Origin of the sequence: Pseudomonas pisciculturae, assembly GCF_015461805.1 — a bacterium.
Classification (GTDB): Bacteria; Pseudomonadota; Gammaproteobacteria; order Pseudomonadales; family Pseudomonadaceae; genus Aquipseudomonas; species Aquipseudomonas pisciculturae.
In genome coordinates this window covers 319781-337115 of record NZ_JACVZE010000001.1, presented here as the reverse complement: position 1 = coordinate 337115, position 17335 = coordinate 319781, and the positions used below count along the sequence as shown (strand labels likewise).

The window sequence follows — 17335 nt, the reverse complement described above, 5'->3', positions numbered from 1 at the left end:
TACCTATGCAGAAGTTATTGATTCCAACGTTACTGGGCCTTGCGATGTTTGCAGGCTCGGTTAACGCCGCCGCGCCACTGCGTCCGCCCCAGGGTTATTTCGCCCCGGTGGAAGCGTTCAAGACCGGCGACTTCAAGAATGACTGCGACGCCATGCCGGCGCCGTACACCGGCTCGCTGCAATTTCGCAGCAAGTACGAAGGCTCGGACAAGGCCCGTTCCACGCTGAATGTGCAGTCCGAAAAAGCCTTTCGCGACAGCACCGCCGACATCACCAAGCTGGAAAAAGACACCAGCAAACGCGTGATGCAGTTCATGCGCGACGGTCGTCCGGAGCAGTTGGAATGCACGTTGAATTGGCTCACCAGCTGGGCCAAGGCCGATGCGTTGATGTCCAAGGACTTCAACCACACCGGCAAGTCCATGCGCAAATGGGCGTTGGGCAGCATGGCTTCGGCCTATGTGCGCTTGAAGTTTTCCGAGTCTCACCCGTTGGCCAATCACCAGCAGGAAGCGCAGTTGATCGAAGCCTGGTTCAACAAACTGGCCGATCAGGTGGTAAGCGACTGGGACAACCTGCCGCTGGAAAAAACCAACAACCACTCGTACTGGGCCGCCTGGTCGGTAATGGCAACCTCCATCGCCACCAACCGTCGCGACCTGTTTGATTGGTCGGTGAAGGAATACAAGGTCGGCGTGAACCAGGTCGATGACCAGGGCTTCTTGCCAAACGAATTGAAGCGCCAGCAACGGGCCTTGTCGTACCACAACTACGCCCTGCCGCCTCTGTCGATGATCGCCAGTTTTGCCCTGGTCAACGGTGTTGATCTGCGCCAGGAAAACAACAGCGCACTCAAACGCCTGGGAGACAAGGTGCTGGCCGGGGTGAAAGACCCAGAGATCTTCGAGAAGAAGAACGGCAAGGAACAAGACATGAAGGACCTCAAGGAAGACATGAAATATGCCTGGCTTGAACCCTTCTGCACCCTCTACACCTGCGCCCCGGATGTGGTGGAGCGCAAGCACGGGATGCAGCCGTTCAAGACCTTCCGCCTGGGGGGTGACCTGACCAAGGTCTACGACCCGGCGCATGAAAAAGGCAACAAAGGTAGCTGACGAAACGCGGTTAAAAAAATGTGGGAGGGGCGGTGCGACGATTCGACTTGCCCCCGATAGCGGTGCATCAGTGGATGCATCTGGTGACTGACTCACCGCCATCGGGGGCAAGCCCCCTCCCACATTTGAAGCCGGTTTTGGCAGTGGAATTGTTGTACCGCCCTCCTTCGAAATCGTGGGGGGGTTTGGGGGGGCTGCGGCCCTTGACTGTTGGTTAAACATGGAGAGATCGGGATGGTTTTCTCGTCCAATGTGTTCCTGTTTCTGTTCTTGCCGATCTTTCTCGGCTTGTACTACTTGAGCGGGCAACGCTATCGCAACCTGCTGCTGCTGCTGGCCAGCTATGTGTTCTACGCCTGGTGGCGAGTGGACTTTTTGGCGCTGTTCGCCGCCGTGACGCTGTGGAACTACTGGATCGGCCTCAAAGTCGGTGCCGCCGGCGTGCGCACCAAGCCGGCCCAGCGCTGGCTGCTGCTCGGCGTGGCAGTCGACCTGTGCATCCTCGGCTACTTCAAGTACGCCAACTTCGGCGTCGACAGCATCAACGTGATGATGAAGTCGGCGGGCCTGGAGCCGTTCATCCTCACCCACGTGCTGCTGCCGATCGGGATCTCGTTCTACATTTTCGAGTCCATCAGCTACATCATCGACGTGTATCGCGGCGACACCCCTGCAACCCGCAACCTGATCGACTTTGCGGCGTTCGTGGCGATCTTCCCGCACTTGATTGCCGGCCCGGTATTGCGCTTTCGCGACCTGGCCGACCAGTTCAACAACCGCACCCACACCCTCGACAAGTTCTCCGAGGGCTGCACGCGGTTTATGCAAGGTTTCATCAAGAAGGTGTTTATTGCCGACACCCTCGCGGTGGTGGCCGACCATTGCTTCGCCCTGCAAAACCCCACCACGGGCGATGCCTGGCTTGGCGCGCTGGCCTATACCGCGCAACTGTATTTCGACTTCTCCGGCTACAGCGACATGGCCATCGGCTTGGGCTTGATGATGGGTTTCCGCTTTATGGAAAACTTCAAGCAGCCGTACATCAGCCAGTCGATCACCGAGTTCTGGCGCCGCTGGCACATCAGCCTCTCCACCTGGCTGCGTGACTACCTGTACATCACGTTGGGCGGCAACCGCAAAGGCACGCTGACCACCTACCGCAACCTGTTCCTGACCATGCTGCTCGGTGGTCTGTGGCACGGTGCGAACATCACGTACGTCGTGTGGGGCGCCTGGCACGGCATGTGGCTGGCGATTGAAAAAGCCATCGGCCTGAACACCGCACCGCGCAGCTTCAACGTGTTGCGCTGGGCCTTCACCTTCCTGCTGGTGGTGATGGGCTGGGTGATCTTCCGCTCTGAAAACCTGCACGTTGCCGGTCGTATGTACGGCGCCATGTTCAGCTTTGGCGAGTGGTCGCTGTCGGAACTCAACCGCGCCAGCCTCACCGGCCTGCAAGTGGCAACCCTGGTGGTGGCGTACGCAACCTTGGCGTTCTTCGGTCTGCGCGATTTCTACACCAACCGCCCTGCCGAGAAGACCAAGCCAGCCGACCCAAGCCTGATCAAGGCAGTGCCTGGCGACAACCCTGGCAGCATCCACCAGCCCGGTTTCACCGTGGGCCAGGACGCCGCCGTACAACCGGCCTACTGGACCGCTGACTGGCCACGCTACGCCATGCGCGCTGCGGTGCTGCTGCTGTTCGTGGCGTCGATTCTCAAACTGTCGGCGCAGAGTTTCTCGCCGTTCCTTTACTTCCAATTCTGAGGGAGCCGACCATGACCCGTTCATTACGCGTCCTCTATATCGGCCTGTTCCTGGTGGTGCTGCTGGCCCTGGGCGCCTGGTCGCTGCGCAGCTTCCTGGGCTTTAGCACCAACGCCGATGCCACCGTGCTTAACGGTCGCTGGAGCAAAGCCGTCGAGACCCACTACGACGACGAGTTCCCGATCAAGCGCATCGGCACCAACCTCTGGGCGGCGCTGGACTACAAGCTGTTCAACGAAGGCCGCCCTGGCGTGGTGCTGGGCCGCGATCACTGGTTGTACAGCGACGAAGAGTTCAACCCTATCGTCAACGAAGACCAGAACCTGCAAGGCAACTACGCGCTGGTTGAAGGCGTGCGTCAGAAGCTCAAGGCCCAAGGCATTCAGCTGGTGATGGCGATCGTGCCGGCCAAAGTGCGCCTGTACCCGGAACACATCGGTGATGTGAAACCGGCCAGCATCCACGCCAACCTGTATCAGGACTTCCATGCTCGTGTCGCCGCCGACAACATCCCGGCTCCCGATCTGCTGGGCCCGCTGCAACAGGCCAAGCTGAGCGGCAAGCAGGTGTTCCTGCGTACCGACACCCACTGGACCCCAGACGGCGCAGAAATCGCCGCCAAGCAGTTGGCCAAGGGCATTGCCGAGAAAACCCCGCTGAGCGGCGAGCCACAGCGCTTTGTCACCGAGGCCGAGAACACCGCACCGCATAAAGGCGACCTGCGTCTGTTCCTGCCCCTGGACCCGCTGTTTGAAAACCTGATGCCACCCAAGGAACCGCTGGAAAAACGCGTGACGCACCTGGCCGAAACCGGTGGCGACGATGCGTTGTTCAGCAACAGCGAAACTCCGGTTGCATTGGTGGGCACCAGCTACAGCGCCAACCCCAACTGGAACTTCGTCGGCGCACTCAAGCAGGCCCTGCACAGCGACGTCATCAACTACTCCGAAGACGGCCACGGCCCGATCCTGCCGATGCTCAGCTACCTGAAAAGTGACGATTTCAAGAACAGCCCGCCACAAGTGCTGATCTGGGAATTTCCTGAACGCTATCTGCCTGTCAACAACGAAATCGGTGATGCCGACCCGTCGTGGGTTGCGCAACTTAAACAAGCCGGTTCGCGCCAACAAAACATGGCACTGAACACCCCAGTTAAAAACCCAAAATCCGAGACGCCCGACCGGGCGCAAAACTGAAAGAGAGGTAACTCACATGACTTTCACTACAACTCCTCGTCGTCTCGCTAAAACCCTGGCACTCGCAGCCGGCCTGAGCGTGGTTTCCCTGTCGGCCGTTGCCGGTGATGCGGCCCTGTACGGCCCTGTGGCGCCGAAAGGTTCGAGCTTCGTGCGCGTTTACAACGCCTCCAACCAGGAAGTCAGCGCGACCGTTGGCAGCACCAACCTGAGCGAAGTCGCGCCGCTGGCCAGCAGCGACTTCAGCTTCATGCCGGGCGGTGACTACAGCGCCAAGCTGGGCAGCCAGACCGTGCCGGTCAAGCTCGCCGCCGACCACTACTACACCCTGGTCAACAACAGCAGCGGCCAACCGCAACTGATCGAAGAGCCGCCGTTCAAGAACAAGCAAAAATCCCTGGTACGTGTGCAAAACCTGAGTGACAAGGCCCTGACTTTGAAGACTGCCGATGGCAAGACCGATGTGGTCAAGTCGGTGGCCGCCAAGGGCCGTGGCGAGCGCGAAATCAACCCGGTGAAGGTAAGCCTGGCGTTGTATGACGGTGACAAGAAAGTCGGTGATGTGAAGCCAGTGGCCCTGGAGCGCGGTGAGGCAGCGGTGCTGTACGTCACCGGCTCCGGCTCTAGCCTGTCGCCAGTGTGGGTGAAACGCCCAGTGTCGACCCGTTGATTAAATTTTCGAACTGACCTCAATCCCCTGTGGGAGCCGGGCTTGCCCGCGATGGCATCACTTCGGTGCAACTGAAACACCGAGTTGCCCGCATCGCAGGCAAGCCAGCTCCCACAGGGACCGAGCAGGTCAGTTCGAACCGAGACAAAAACAAGAGTGAAACGACAAACCTTCGTAGCTCTGACCCAAATTGATTCAAGGAGAAACACATGATCCCAGTAATCCTTTCCGGTGGTAGCGGCTCACGTCTTTGGCCGCTTTCCCGCAAACAGTTTCCAAAACAATTCCTGGCCCTGACCGGCGAGCACACGCTGTTCCAGCAAACCCTGGAACGCCTGGTATTCGAAGGCATGGACACACCGATTGTGGTCTGCAACAAGGACCATCGCTTTATCGTCAACGAGCAACTGAGCACCCGTAAGCTGGACTGCCAACGCATCCTGATGGAACCCTTCGGCCGTAACACCGCGCCGGCCGTGGCCCTCACCGCGATGATGCTCGTCAACGAAGGCCGCGACGAGCTGATGCTGGTGCTGCCCGCCGACCACGTGATCGACGACCAGAAAGCCCTGCAACGCGCCCTGGCCCTGGCCACCGTGGCCGCCGAGCGTGGCGAGATGGTGCTGTTCGGCGTACCGGCGACCCGTCCGGAAACCGGCTATGGCTACATCAAGTCCACCGCTGACTCGCTGCTGCCGGAAGGCGTGAGCCGCGTCGAGCAGTTCGTGGAAAAACCCAATGAAAAACGCGCCGTCGAGTTCGTCAAAAGCGGCGGTTATTTCTGGAACAGCGGCATGTTCCTGTTCCGCGCCAGTCGCTTCCTCGAAGAGCTGAAAAAGCACGATCCGGACATCTACGACACCTGCCTGCTGACCCTTGAGCGCAGCGAGCAGGATGCCGACACGGTGTCCTTCGACGAAGCGACTTTCGCCTGCTGCCCGGACAACTCCATCGACTACGCCGTGATGGAAAAAACCCAGCGCGCCTGCGTGGTGCCACTGAGCGCCGGTTGGAGCGACGTGGGTTGCTGGGCGTCGCTGTGGGCGGTCAACGATAAAGACGCCAACGGCAACGTCACCAAGGGCGACGTGGTGATCCAGGACAGCAAGAACTGCATGATCCACGGCAACGGCAAGCTGGTGTCGGTGATTGGCCTGGAAAACATCGTCGTGGTAGAAACCAAGGACGCGATGATGATTGCCCACAAAGACAAGGTCCAGGGCGTCAAGCAGATGGTCAACACCCTCAACGAACAGGGCCGCAGCGAGACCCAGAACCACTGCGAAGTCTATCGCCCGTGGGGCTCCTACGACTCGGTGGACATGGGCGGGCGCTTCCAGGTCAAGCACATCTCGGTCAAGCCGGGCGCATGCCTGTCGCTGCAAATGCACCACCACCGCGCCGAACACTGGATCGTGGTCAGCGGCACCGCCGAAGTGACCTGCGACGAGAATGTGTTCCTGCTGTGTGAAAACCAGTCCACCTACATCCCGATCGCCTCGGTGCACCGCCTGCGCAACCCGGGCAAGATCCCGTTGGAGATTATCGAGGTGCAATCGGGCAGCTACCTGGGTGAGGACGATATCGAGCGGTTTGAAGATATCTACGGGCGCTCGACGCCGGTTGAGCGGGGTGTTTCGGTGAAAACTATCGCGCAGTAAAAGAGTCGTACAAGAAGCCCTCGCCCAGCCCATTGCGTCCCCTATCCGCAGTGGGTTGGGTGGGGGCTTTTTTGGCGTACTCAGGTACGTCTATCCATAAGCCTTATACATGCCAAACTTCGCGTCAGTGAATGCCGTGAATAAAGTTCTCAAAAAACTCGGAGAATTTTTTTTATTGTATTTCTTAACGCTCGCATTTCCCGCACCAAAATTTCCGACTTTTTTTGCCCGTACCGGCTCAGGATTTATTCCGTACTCTTGCAGCGCATCACTCATCATCGAGTCAAGCTGGGCTTTTTTCTGCACATCTATGCCACTGGGCGTTTTGCCTGAATCCATCCCCAAGAAATCAAACTTTTCCACATACGCCAACCCTTTATCCACTTGTGCCGTACCAATCTTTATATAACGCCGAACCCCTCTTTGGGTTTTATCCAAAGGAGTTTCATAGAGCAGATTACTTTCATGATGAAGAAAGCGTTGTTCGTGCTCATCGTATCTTGAATCATTTATTCGCTGCGAAATCGTAGCCATTTTCGTGACCACTGATGAGTTTTTGGACTCAAAATATTCTTTCACCAAACCGGTGGCCGAGAAGGCACTCGAACCACTGATGCCTTCGTCAATAACCACTACAGACTGCATTCCAATGGATTTAGCGCCGAACGATTGCTCCAAAAAGTTTAGTCTGTTAGCTTTTTCCTCATCCCCCAAAGCATCCAGCGGAGAAACTTCAACCCCTCCCGCCATACCGGAAATTTGCAAGTTCGCAATTTGAAATCCGCTTTTTTCAATATAGGCACCGAGCACCAGTGGACTACGGCCGACCAAGATAAAAAGCGTTTGGTGAGGGTCAAGACCGTTTTTTTCCAGTCCAGACTTTATCGTAGCGAATATAGATGACATTCCTTCAACATCTTTTTCATCAAACACCTTACGGGTAGCCTGCTTGCCTTCTTTATCGATCCAAACTATCGGATTATTTCTAACCATCCGATAAAGATTAAACCCATCTATGTTTCCATTCGAATCAGGATTGACCCATCGCTGCAACCACGCGATGTAGTACCTGAACCCATAATAATAAAGCCCCGTCGCATCCCGCTCCTTGCCCGAATACCCCAACGTGCGATAAGTCTCCTCACTCGAATCCCCCCGCTCCCAAAACGCCGTACTGCCAAACGGGTGATAACTTTCCCGACTGACCACCCGCGCGTCGGCGTCCAACTCCAACGCGCAAGAGCCCAAGTGATTTTCCAGGGTGTAACGCAATTGATCATTACCCATACGCTTGGGCGGCGCCGTTGCCCAGTGCAGCACCTGCACCGCACCGACGGTGATGAGCTGCAACTCATCACCGTAGACATTGCGTATCTCCAGCCCCGGCAAATAGCGTGTTTCACTGATGACCGCACGGGCATTGGTTTGCGCGGTGCGCACCTTGCGTCGGCGCATGCCGTCGGCGCCGTAGATATAGCGCTCAGTGTCATCGAGCGCTGACTGACGTTCCACCGGCCGAACCTGTGCCAACTGGTTACGCTGATCCCAATGCAGTCTTCGGCCCAATTCCAGTTCGAGCAGATTGCCATTGGCATCAAACGCAGCAGCGATTTCGGCCTCGGTCGGCGGCACGCCATCCCGTTCAGGCAAGCAGCGATTGCTGTAACGGGCAGCCTTCAACACCCGCCCGTGGTTTTGCGGCCCGTGGTGAATCAACTCAAGCAGATTGCCGCCCAGATCAAAGTGGTAGGTCTGGCGGAAGTTGGCGACGGCGCGAGGGTCAGCCTGCTGATTCGGCCCTTTACTCGCACTGCCAGCTTCATAGCCGGTGGCCTTGATCAGTTGGTAGAGGCTGTCGTACCAAAACCAACTGATCGGATCGATACGCTGATTGGCAAAAAAACGCACCGCCAGGGTCGTGTCCTCGATGCTGACAATATTCCCCACCGGGTCGTAACCGTAGTGCAGATCCTGCAAGCGCTCGCCACCGCCGCGATGGCTGTAGAGGCGCAACAAGCGACCATCCTGAGGGCAGTACTCAAATTGGCTGACGACGCCGTTGCCCAGGGTCTTGCGCTCGGTTTTGCCGTGGGCATCGGAGGTAATGGCGCTGACCAGAACCTTGCGCGTTGGCGAGCCTTTGAGCTGTAGCCAGGCTTCACGCAACTGACCATCAACGCTGTAGTGGGAGCCCTGGTGATTGCCAGCCGCGTCGGTTTGTTGCAGCACCTCGCCCTGCGCATTTACGTACGACACGGTACGCGCCCCGGCGCCAGGTTCGAGCAAGTCATCTCGCTGCTGCGCTGGTATTGGCCAGTCCGGCGTGTCCAGTGCTTGCAGAAAATGCTGCACCTGATCCAGCACTGCACCGCCCATGGCGTACTCGTTGAAATGACGGGTGCCCGCCGGGTCATCATGGCGAATGATTTGCCCGCATTGGTTGTGACTGGCTGAGACAGGATCAGCACCCGAATAGGTGAAACGTTCTGTACACAAGCCTTGCTCGAAGACAGCCAGCGGCCGCAGCAAAGCATCAAACTCAACCTCCCGCTGCGTGCCCCGGCCGTCCTGGAAGTACACCCCTTGGCCGGATTCGCCAAAGAGTTGGACACGTAGGCCCGCATCGACACTTTGAGTACTCAAGACGTGGCCGCTCAGGGAGTAAACCGTCGCCAGGTTAGGCGGCACTGTGGGGTCGTCCATATGCAGGTTGTACAAGCGCGGGTCCCATTGGGCAATCGCTCTGCCAGCAACATTGTGGGCAGTGCGATTGACGCACTTGCGCGCCTGCTCACCTGCAACAGATCGCAAGTACGCAACCGACTGGGCTGGCAAACCTCGCGGGTCGGCTACGGAAAGGGTCGGCGTATGGTGATGCAAGGCTGGCATGGCATCTCTCTCCATTTTTGCTGCTGACGTTACCTTAGCGCCTGAGGCTTAGAGCGCTACTGTTAGAAAACACAGTACCTACCAAGCACAGCCCTCATGGTAGCCAATCCCACCTACGCTTAAGTTAGGATGCTCGTTCACATTTCGAGGTGGTCTCCATGTTCTTCGGCGTTCTCCTGATCATCACTTGGCTGATCCTGCTGTTGCGCTACCCTGCCAAGGCCTTGCCTGTGTCACTCGCTGCGGCCGTGGGCCTGGGTTTCGTGGCCATTTGGGTGGTGTGGCTGGACAACCGCGAAGCTTCGCAACTGGCCCGCCTGGAACTGCGCATCAGCTATGCGCCACAGGAATGCCCCGCAGACCGCCCACTGAAACTGACCCTCAACAACGGCAACGACGTGCCCCTCACCGAACTGCGTTGGCGCCTCGCCGCCTATGCTCCCGGTGACACGGTGAACCTGGCCGACAACGTCTACGCCGCCCCCCGCTATCGCGGCCCCGGCGAGTTGCAGGCCGGGGCGACCTGGGAGGATTGCCTGCCGACACCACCATTGCGGCCTGGTTATCGGGCACAAACCCTGGAGTTTCGTGCAGAGCATTTGCAAGGTAGCTTCAGCGATTGACGCTTGATATTTCATGTACGCAATGCCCTATCAAACAAAAGCTGCTCAGTAAGGCATCACCTTTCGCTCCCCATGATGCCCCCTGATTTCTTCGAGCTTGACCAAATACTGGTTTTTGTTAGCCGCGCGTGTACCGACGTTAATCACTCTGAAGTCAGCATGAGGCGAAAATACATGCTCAGACTCGCCCTTCGCTGTCAGTGAAGAGGTCATAGTGGATGCACTGAATCCTTTGATCTCAAACAGTAGTTCCAACTGCCCACCGCCCATGAACTCTTCAGCTACAGCTTTACTCCGAGAGACCGAGAGCAGACTGGGGGAGTAAAAAACGGTATCACTGCCTTTGGCCTCTAAGAAACGGTCCAAACCCTCGTCGGTGATGCTTTGGCCACGGAAAAAGGTGCTGGTGTTCTCGTTGACTTGTTTGTAAAGAGTATTAGCAATGTGCTTTATATCGTTTCGATCGAGCGTATCGGCTGTCGCAATTAAGTTCGCTTTACGCTCCCGCCCCGAGCGCCCCTCGAAATGCTCAGCCCCGTGACGCCTCGACAGTTCTGACACAATTTTCGCTCCCTGCAAGGAGATCGCGGAGTTGTTTCTCATGGCGGTGTTTATTGCAGCTGCGCCTGCGTTAGTCGAGTAGATGTCGAAGAATGTCTTCATATTCTCGTATCGTTCGGCACTTATTTTTTTTTGCGGGGCGCCCAAGCTCATCGCACCTGTGCGTGCGGTTACGTCGGAAACATCTTCTTTCAAACGAGCGCTGACACGCGCCAACGCTTCGGTCACTTGGGCAGATGGGTACCCGCTTTCGAGTAGTGTTTTCTCCATGGAGCGAAGTGCTTTAGCCGGATTTTCTTTAAACTCCTGTAAGAACTCCTTGGACTCGCGCACCTTCCTCACCAGATCTCCGGTCGGGCTCAGCCCATCCGGGTCGTTCAACGTAACGGGATTATTTCTAACCATGCGGTACAGGTTTAACCCGTCAATCGGCCCCGCTGGATCCGAATTGAGCCATCGCTGCAACCACGCGATGTAATACCGCAACCCATAATAATAAAGCCCCGTCGCATCCCGCTCCTTACCCGAATACCCCAACGTGCGATAACTCTCCTCACTCGAATCACCCCGCTCCCAAAACGCTGTACTGCCAAACGGGTGATAACTTTCCCGACTGACCACCCGCGCGTCGGCGTCCAACTCCAACGCGCAAGAGCCCAGATGGTCCTCAAGGGTGTAGCGCAATTGATCATTCGCCATACGCTTGGGCGGCGCCGTTTCCCAGTGCAACACCTGCACGGCGCCGGCGGTGATGACCTGCAACTCATCACCGTAGACATTGCGTATCTCCAGCCCCGGCAAATAGCGTGTTTCACTGATGACTGCGCGGGCGTTGGTCTGTGCAGTGCGCACCTTGCGCTGGCGCATGCCGTCGGCGCCGTAGATATAGCGCTCAGTGTCATCGAGCGCTGACTGACGCTGCACCGGCCGAACCTGAGCCAGTTGATTGCGATGATCCCACTCTAGGGCTCGGCCCATTTCCAGTGCCAACAAGTTGCCATTGGCATCAAACGCAGCAGCAATCTCAGCCTCCGTCGGCGGTACGCCATCCCGTTCAGGCAAGCAGCGATTGCTGTAGCGGGCTGCCTTCAACACCCGCCCGTGGTTTTGCGGCCCGTGGTGAATCAACTCAAGCAGATTGCCGCCCAGGTCATAGCGATAGGTTTGGCGGAAGTTGGCGACGGCGCGAGGGTCCGCCTGCTGATTCGGGCCTTTACCCGCACTGCCCGCTTCATAACCGGTGGCCTCGAACAGTTGGTAGAGGCTGTCGTACCAGAAGCAACTGATGGGGTCGATGCGCTGATTGGCAAAAAAACGCACCGCCAGGGTCTTGTCTTCGATGCTGACAATATTCCCCACCGGGTCGTAAACGTAGTGCAGATCCTGCAAGCGCTCGCCACTGCCGCGATGGCTGCGCAGGTTCATCAAACGACCGTCTTGAGGGCTGTATTCAAACTGGCTGATCACGCCGTTGCCCAGGGTCTTGCGCTCGGTTCTGCCGTGGGCATCGTAGGTAATGGCGCTGACCAGAACCTTGCGCGTTGGCGAGTCTTTGAGCTGTAGCCAGGCTTCACGCAACTGACCATCAACGCTGTAGTGGGAGCCCTGATGATTGCCTGCCGCATCGGTCTGTTGCATGACCTCGCCCAGCGCATTGAGGTACGCCAATGTACGCGCACCGTCGCCAGGTTCTAGCAAATCATCTCGCTGCTGCGTTGGCATTGGCCAATCCGGCGTGTCCAGCGCTTGCAGAAAATGCTGCACCTGATCCAGCACTGCACCGCCCATGGCGTACTCGTTGAAATGACGGGTGCCCGCCGGGTCATCATGGCGAATGATTTGCCTGCATTGGTTGTGACTGGCTGCGATGGGATCAGCACCCGCATAGGTGAAACGCTCTGTACACAAGCCTTGCTCGAAGACAGCTAACGGCCGCAGCAAAGCATCAAACTCAACCTCGCGCTGCGTGCCCCGGCCGTCCTGGAAGTACACCCCTTGGCCGGATTCGCCAAAGAGTTGGACACGCAGGCCCGCATCGACGCTTTGAGTACTCAAGACCTGGCCGGTCAGGGAGTAAACATTCGCCAGGTTAGGCGGCACTGTGGGGTCGTCCATATGCAGGTTGTACAAGCGCGGGTCCCATTGGGCAACTGCCCGACCGGCCTCGTCATATCGCGTCCGGGTAATCCGCCGCTGAGCCAAATCCTGCGTATGGCTACGGCAATAATCGACTGCACAAGCCACTTGGCTGCGCGGGTCGTACACAACCAGGTTCGGTGTGTGCGTGTGAACCACGGCGTTCATGACGTTTTCGCACCTGTCTCAGCCTTGGCGGCCATCACCTCTTCATACGTGTCGTTTTCATCCTCACTGATGGTGTACCAGCAATGATAGGTCTGGCGCCGCAGGTAGCCTTCCTTGGCAAGAACCGTGTGAGTCGGGCGCCCCAAGGGGTCGTAGAACTGTTCGTCGTGGTAGCCGTGCTGGCTGAAACTGGCATCGTTGATATAACGCCAGGCAGCGGCAAAGTAAGGTCGGTACACCCTGACGACCTGGCCTTTATTGTTGTATTCAACGCGTTCGCTAACGCGCCAACGCATCACGTTCTGCAGGGTAATGGGCTCGCCATTCGCCCCCAAAGCCAGGGTGCCGTCTTCCAGTACGTGATAGGCGTAGCCATCTTCGACCTTTTGCTTGCTTTGCAGCGAACGGGCAAAGCCATCCCAACAACTGATTGCCATGCGAATCTGCCGCTCACTGTCATTCGGGTAGCGATCCGCCTGCAGGATCAGCCCGTGCACCGGCTCACGCGACACGGCCTCCAACAGCGCCAACAGACGTTGGCGTGCCGGGGTCAAGTCATCCTTCGCTGTAAGCCTGCGCGCGCTGGCACGAACGTAACCGCTGGGCAGCAGGTCGCCTTGTGCTACGCACTCGTTGAGCCAGCCGAGGTCTCGGCGATCGGCGTCTGGCACGCGGCCCATCCAACTGAACGGGTTTTCAAAATAGGCGGTAGCCGCGCCTTGCAATGCATCGCCCTGGGCCTCAATGGCCTTGGCGGGGCTGTCGTCGTCAGGACGCTGATACTGGGCAATCGGGTCGAAGCCTACGGCCTCACCGCGTTCCCTGCCATAAAAGCTGGTCGCAAGCACCTGACCGAAAGCGCCATGTAACGCTTCCTGGGTATTTTGGTTGGGATCGATGATGCGAGTGGGCTGCAACAGGCGATAGTCGATGCTGTCGACCTTGGTCTGGCAACCATCGGGCAGCGTCACAGACGTATTCAGACAACGGTAAATGTCATACCCCATCAACGTCACACCGTGGCTTTGGGTTTGGCGCACCGAGGTCACCTGATGAAAGTCCGACAGCGACGCGTAGGTGTTAAAACCACGCTTGACCGACCACAAGGGTTTGGCCTCCAAGGCAGGGCCCAGCACCCATGGCATGCGGTGGTAGCCGATCTCAATCAGTTTTTCTTCAAGATCAAACGGCATCGTGCCGTCCTCGTCCTTGAGCAGGTCGTAGGCGGTCAGGGCTTTGTGGTCGAGTTCAGCGATTTCCAGGTAGTCGGGCAAACCCTCGAAATCGGCCTGGCCGTCCGGCCACGTACTGTCGTCCGACAGCTTGCGGTAGCGCTGCAGCGATTGCCCTACCAGTACACGTTGCGCAGTGGGGTTGAGCGGGTTGTCCGCCGTAGCGGCCGTGAAGTGCTCAAAGCTGACGGTCTGAGGCGTCAAGCCTGCCGGGCCATGGCCCTTGCTCAACACCAAGGCGTTGCTGCGTTGCAGGTAGGGCAACCCCAGGCGCCAACCCTGGGGTGCCGTCAGGTGAATGAACTGCGCGAGGGTTTCCGTCAGGTAATAAGACTGCTGTGCCGAATCATGGGCGTCACACCACCAGCGTTTTTGGGGCTCGATAACGCCGGGGTCGAGTGCGCAGGCAGGGTCATCGGCAGCCGTCATGCGGCGGGCATAGTGCACACTGACGCCCCGCGTCAGGTTACCGAACTCATCCCAGGCCAGGCCGAGGGTTTTCTGACACATCGGGTCGGTGGCGTCGCGCTCGTACTGGTAAGCCACCGCCTCCAGGGGCAGTACCTGCATCACCGAATAGGCCGCATGCGTGCCTCCGGTCGGCGGGTCGAGGCGTCGCACGGCATAACGGTTTTCCTCCACGCTGTAGGGCACGCCCAGCGGGTCATCCAGGGGGTAGATTTCGCTGCGCAACATCAGCCCCGACAGCGCGTAGCACATCTGCACGCGCTCAGTCGCATCCGGCTCGACCCACTGGTCGCTCTTGTCTGCCAGGTGATAATGACTGAGTAACGCGCTGCCCAGAGGTACGGCGCTTGGGTCGGCACTGAAGAAATCATCACGTGGCGGGTCGAGGTCTGGCCCCACCTGGAACCAGGTTTTACGCAGCACCGGTGCGGTATAGCCGTCCTCCTGCCCCTCTTGCGCCTGGGCCTCGCAGTCCGTGGCGTACTGCAAACCGAACCCCTGAAATTCCCGCTCGACCGTATCGTAAAAGGCATTGCGATAGGAAAATCGTTGGGTCAATTGGTTACCGGTGATCTCATCCAGCTGGGTCTGGACGCTGACCAACGGCATGGAAAAAGGCAGCAAGCTGATCGCCGATTTGTTTCGTGCCGTCAGTTCGTGCTTTTCATCCAACCACTCCTGGGCCGAACTGCGGTAGACGATGCTCGCGGCGGCCCCCAGGTTGTTGTTGGTGCCACTGAGCAGGTAAGGCTTGGCCTCAAGTGCGTCATAACGCCAATGCCGGGGCGTCATGTGGGGCACCGTCAGTACCAGGCTGGAATACCCCTGCCCTTGCAGGTCGGCAAAACTGACTTGGCAAAACCGATCGTAGGTGACGCCCGTCGGCCACGGCAGGCGCAGGGGCTCATCGTCCAAACCGTTGCCGCAGCGATTCATGTAGATCAGCGCGCAGTCAGGTTCAAGGATCACCAGGTCGGCGGCACCCGAGCCATCGAAGTCAGCGAACATCACCCGCGAGACATCGAACTCTTCATAAGAGAAAGGCAAGGTGCACCACACAAACCCCTTGCCGAAGCGCCCTCTGCCCAGGTTGGGCCAGCATTTGATCCTGTTATGACGCACTTCGATCAGGTGCTGCTGGCCACTGCCCAACACATCGCTGAATGCCACCAAATGCTGACGCGAATGGCTGAATTGAGGCAAGCGGTCATCGTCAACGTTGTGTTCCACCTCTTGAGCGCCTGCATAGCCCTCGGCTCGCAGGCTCGAATACAGGCGCACGCTGCGCGGCCCGATCATCACCAGGTCTTGCAGCCCAGCGCCCATCAGGTCCGCCAATTGCACCTGTGGGTGAAAAAATTCATTGGGGACGGCATTGAGTGGGGCGAAATTGTCCCAGGTGCCGTCTGGCTGACAGGTGAAAAAACCGCTCCAGCCAGGTTGAGACATGACCCAATCCGGATTGCCATCGCCGGTAATGTCCGTCAGAAATTGACGCACCGGCTGCGTGCTGTCGGCGACTGGAATAGGGCCGAGTTCGCGCCACTGGTCATACACCACGTCATCGCGATGGCCAGCCGGTTCTGCCCGCTGGGGAGCACGGTAATACCAGGCCTTATCACTGCGGTACAGAACGCCCGCAATGCCCTCGCCAAGCAGATCGACCAAGTGGTAGCGGTAGCCATCGTTCAGACCCGGCATCGCATCGAACGCTTGCCAGCCGCTCGCGTGCGACGCAGGGGCGAAGGGCTGGTAGGTGAATTCCATGGGGGGGCGGCTGTGTAGCCTGCCGTTACCGTCACACGCCTGGGAATGGGCCGCCACCAGATGGGTGTACCCCAGCGGCGTCGTGCGGTATTCCAACCACAGTCGTTGCACCAGTACCGGCTGCACGCCCAGTTGGGGGAAGCGGTGAAACATTAAGACTTGTCGGCAAAGGCGGCGGATCCTGAGCTCAAAGCCGTAGCGGTAGTCCGAAAACCCATCGTCACGAATGGCCCAAGGCTGAATTTCAGCATAGCCAGGAGCCGCCTCGATCCCGCCAGCGCTCACCGTAGTCAAACACCAGATGAAAATGCCACTGCACCGTGGCCCAACCCTCTGCGCGCCAGGAAAAAAGCTGATCACTGGCCTGGGCGTTACCGTAATAAACCTCCCGCAAATAGCGCTGCGCACGACAGTCGTGCGACTGGCCGGGGGCCACCGGGTCACTGTCGGGTTTGTAGGCGTAGGCTACGTGCTGGCCGTGAGGGTCGAGGCTTTCCTGGATCAGCCAGGCCGCTACCCGTGTCGGGGCGTCAGGGTCGGCGCGGCGTGCTTCGTCAGCCTTGCCGTAGAGATGCAGGTTGCCATCGGGTGTGTGCACCAGCCAGAACATCGTCTGATCGGTACTTGAGGTCCAGCGTTCAATCAACGCAAAGGCGCCTTCGGTGCGCGGCCAATAACGCGTCACCAGGTGGCTGCCCACGCTGAGCCCGCGGTATTGGGTTTCTATGCGGGCAATCAATACGCCGCTACTGCTGTCCCGCTCAGGCATTAACACGCCACCGTCCGGGCCAAGGAAAATATCCTCATCGGTGTAGGTCGGTACGCCCTTGGAGGCGCGCCGGCTGATAGCATCCACCGTCTTGCTCCAGCCTATGCCAAAGGGGCTGTTACCAATGCCGCTGCTGTAACTGAGCGACAGCCCAGGGGCAAAACCGCGCCCCGGTGAAATCGGCAGAGGTAACTCGACACTGGCCGCTCCCCGGGCGCCCACCGCGCCCAAGCCATCACCGATGCTGCGGATCGCGCCACCGCCCTTGGGCAGGCTCGGCAGGTTGACACTCAAAGACTCGTCGTTAGGCATG

10 protein-coding genes and 1 pseudogene are annotated in these 17335 nt (G+C 58.5%); 6 read left to right on the top strand and 5 right to left on the bottom strand.

Features of this window, described 5'->3' with window-relative positions; genetic code table 11:
• Window positions 1–5 precede the first annotated feature (5 nt).
• From ICY20_RS01545 to ICY20_RS01525, 5 genes are all read left to right on the top strand, one after another.
• Window positions 6–1115: a mannuronate-specific alginate lyase gene (locus ICY20_RS01545; protein WP_122487615.1), complete on the top strand. Its 1110-nt coding sequence runs from the start codon at window positions 6–8 to the stop codon at window positions 1113–1115.
• Window positions 1116–1349: 234 nt separating this feature from the next.
• Window positions 1350–2882, top strand: a complete 1533-nt coding sequence (locus ICY20_RS01540; RefSeq protein WP_159963078.1) for an MBOAT family O-acyltransferase — start codon at window positions 1350–1352, stop codon at window positions 2880–2882.
• A gap of 11 nt (window positions 2883–2893) precedes the next feature.
• On the top strand, window positions 2894–4078 hold the full coding sequence (locus ICY20_RS01535) for an alginate O-acetyltransferase (RefSeq protein ID WP_159963079.1): 1185 nt from the start codon (window positions 2894–2896) through the stop codon (window positions 4076–4078).
• A gap of 16 nt (window positions 4079–4094) precedes the next feature.
• Window positions 4095–4748 carry an alginate O-acetyltransferase AlgF gene (locus ICY20_RS01530; protein ID WP_122487612.1) on the top strand — a complete coding sequence of 218 codons (654 nt, stop codon included), beginning with the start codon at window positions 4095–4097 and terminating at the stop codon, window positions 4746–4748.
• A 209-nt stretch (window positions 4749–4957) separates the two neighbouring features.
• Window positions 4958–6409, top strand: coding sequence for a mannose-1-phosphate guanylyltransferase/mannose-6-phosphate isomerase (locus ICY20_RS01525; protein WP_159963080.1), 1452 nt, complete (start codon window positions 4958–4960; stop codon window positions 6407–6409).
• Window positions 6410–6499: 90 nt separating this feature from the next.
• Here ICY20_RS01525 and ICY20_RS01520 read toward each other — a convergent pair whose 3' ends face one another.
• Entirely contained in the window at window positions 6500–9298 is a 2799-nt protein-coding gene (locus tag ICY20_RS01520; RefSeq protein ID WP_194936789.1) for an RHS repeat domain-containing protein, read from the bottom strand.
• Window positions 9299–9456: 158 nt separating this feature from the next.
• Here ICY20_RS01520 and ICY20_RS01515 point away from each other — a divergent pair, with 158 nt between their 5' ends.
• Window positions 9457–9921, top strand: a complete 465-nt coding sequence (locus ICY20_RS01515; RefSeq protein WP_159963082.1) for a multidrug transporter — start codon at window positions 9457–9459, stop codon at window positions 9919–9921.
• A 45-nt stretch (window positions 9922–9966) separates the two neighbouring features.
• Here ICY20_RS01515 and ICY20_RS01510 read toward each other — a convergent pair whose 3' ends face one another.
• The 4 genes and pseudogenes from ICY20_RS01510 to ICY20_RS28285 all read right to left on the bottom strand — a co-directional run bounded on the left by ICY20_RS01510 (window position 9967) and on the right by ICY20_RS28285 (window position 17334).
• Entirely contained in the window at window positions 9967–12612 is a 2646-nt protein-coding gene (locus tag ICY20_RS01510) for an RHS repeat domain-containing protein (RefSeq protein ID WP_228758252.1), read from the bottom strand.
• Between the two features lie 170 nt (window positions 12613–12782).
• On the bottom strand, window positions 12783–16406 hold the full coding sequence (locus ICY20_RS01505) for a toxin TcdB middle/N-terminal domain-containing protein (RefSeq protein ID WP_407692613.1): 3624 nt from the start codon (window positions 16404–16406) through the stop codon (window positions 12783–12785).
• A gap of 45 nt (window positions 16407–16451) precedes the next feature.
• Window positions 16452–16538: pseudogene (locus ICY20_RS28355) on the bottom strand (hypothetical protein); the annotation flags it as partial.
• The gene (locus tag ICY20_RS28285; RefSeq protein ID WP_324187944.1) at window positions 16498–17334 is read right to left on the bottom strand and encodes a SpvB/TcaC N-terminal domain-containing protein; all 837 of its coding nucleotides are present in this window, start codon (window positions 17332–17334) and stop codon (window positions 16498–16500) included. The pseudogene ICY20_RS28355 and the gene ICY20_RS28285, both read right to left, overlap by 41 nt.
• Window position 17335: the final 1 nt, after the last annotated feature.

Bases quoted from the DNA above. Each gene is read 5' to 3' on its own strand.
- ICY20_RS01545 (WP_122487615.1), top strand. From the start codon at position 6: ATGCAGAAGTTATTGATTCCAACGTTACTGGGCCTTGCGATGTTTGCA.
- ICY20_RS01540 (WP_159963078.1), top strand. From the start codon at position 1,350: ATGGTTTTCTCGTCCAATGTGTTCCTGTTTCTGTTCTTGCCGATCTTT.
- ICY20_RS01535 (WP_159963079.1), top strand. From the start codon at position 2,894: ATGACCCGTTCATTACGCGTCCTCTATATCGGCCTGTTCCTGGTGGTG.
- ICY20_RS01530 (WP_122487612.1), top strand. From the start codon at position 4,095: ATGACTTTCACTACAACTCCTCGTCGTCTCGCTAAAACCCTGGCACTC.
- ICY20_RS01525 (WP_159963080.1), top strand. From the start codon at position 4,958: ATGATCCCAGTAATCCTTTCCGGTGGTAGCGGCTCACGTCTTTGGCCG.
- ICY20_RS01520 (WP_194936789.1), bottom strand. From the start codon at position 9,298: ATGCCAGCCTTGCATCACCATACGCCGACCCTTTCCGTAGCCGACCCG.
- ICY20_RS01515 (WP_159963082.1), top strand. From the start codon at position 9,457: ATGTTCTTCGGCGTTCTCCTGATCATCACTTGGCTGATCCTGCTGTTG.
- ICY20_RS01505 (WP_407692613.1), bottom strand. From the start codon at position 16,406: ATGTTTCACCGCTTCCCCCAACTGGGCGTGCAGCCGGTACTGGTGCAA.
- ICY20_RS28285 (WP_324187944.1), bottom strand. From the start codon at position 17,334: ATGCCTAACGACGAGTCTTTGAGTGTCAACCTGCCGAGCCTGCCCAAG.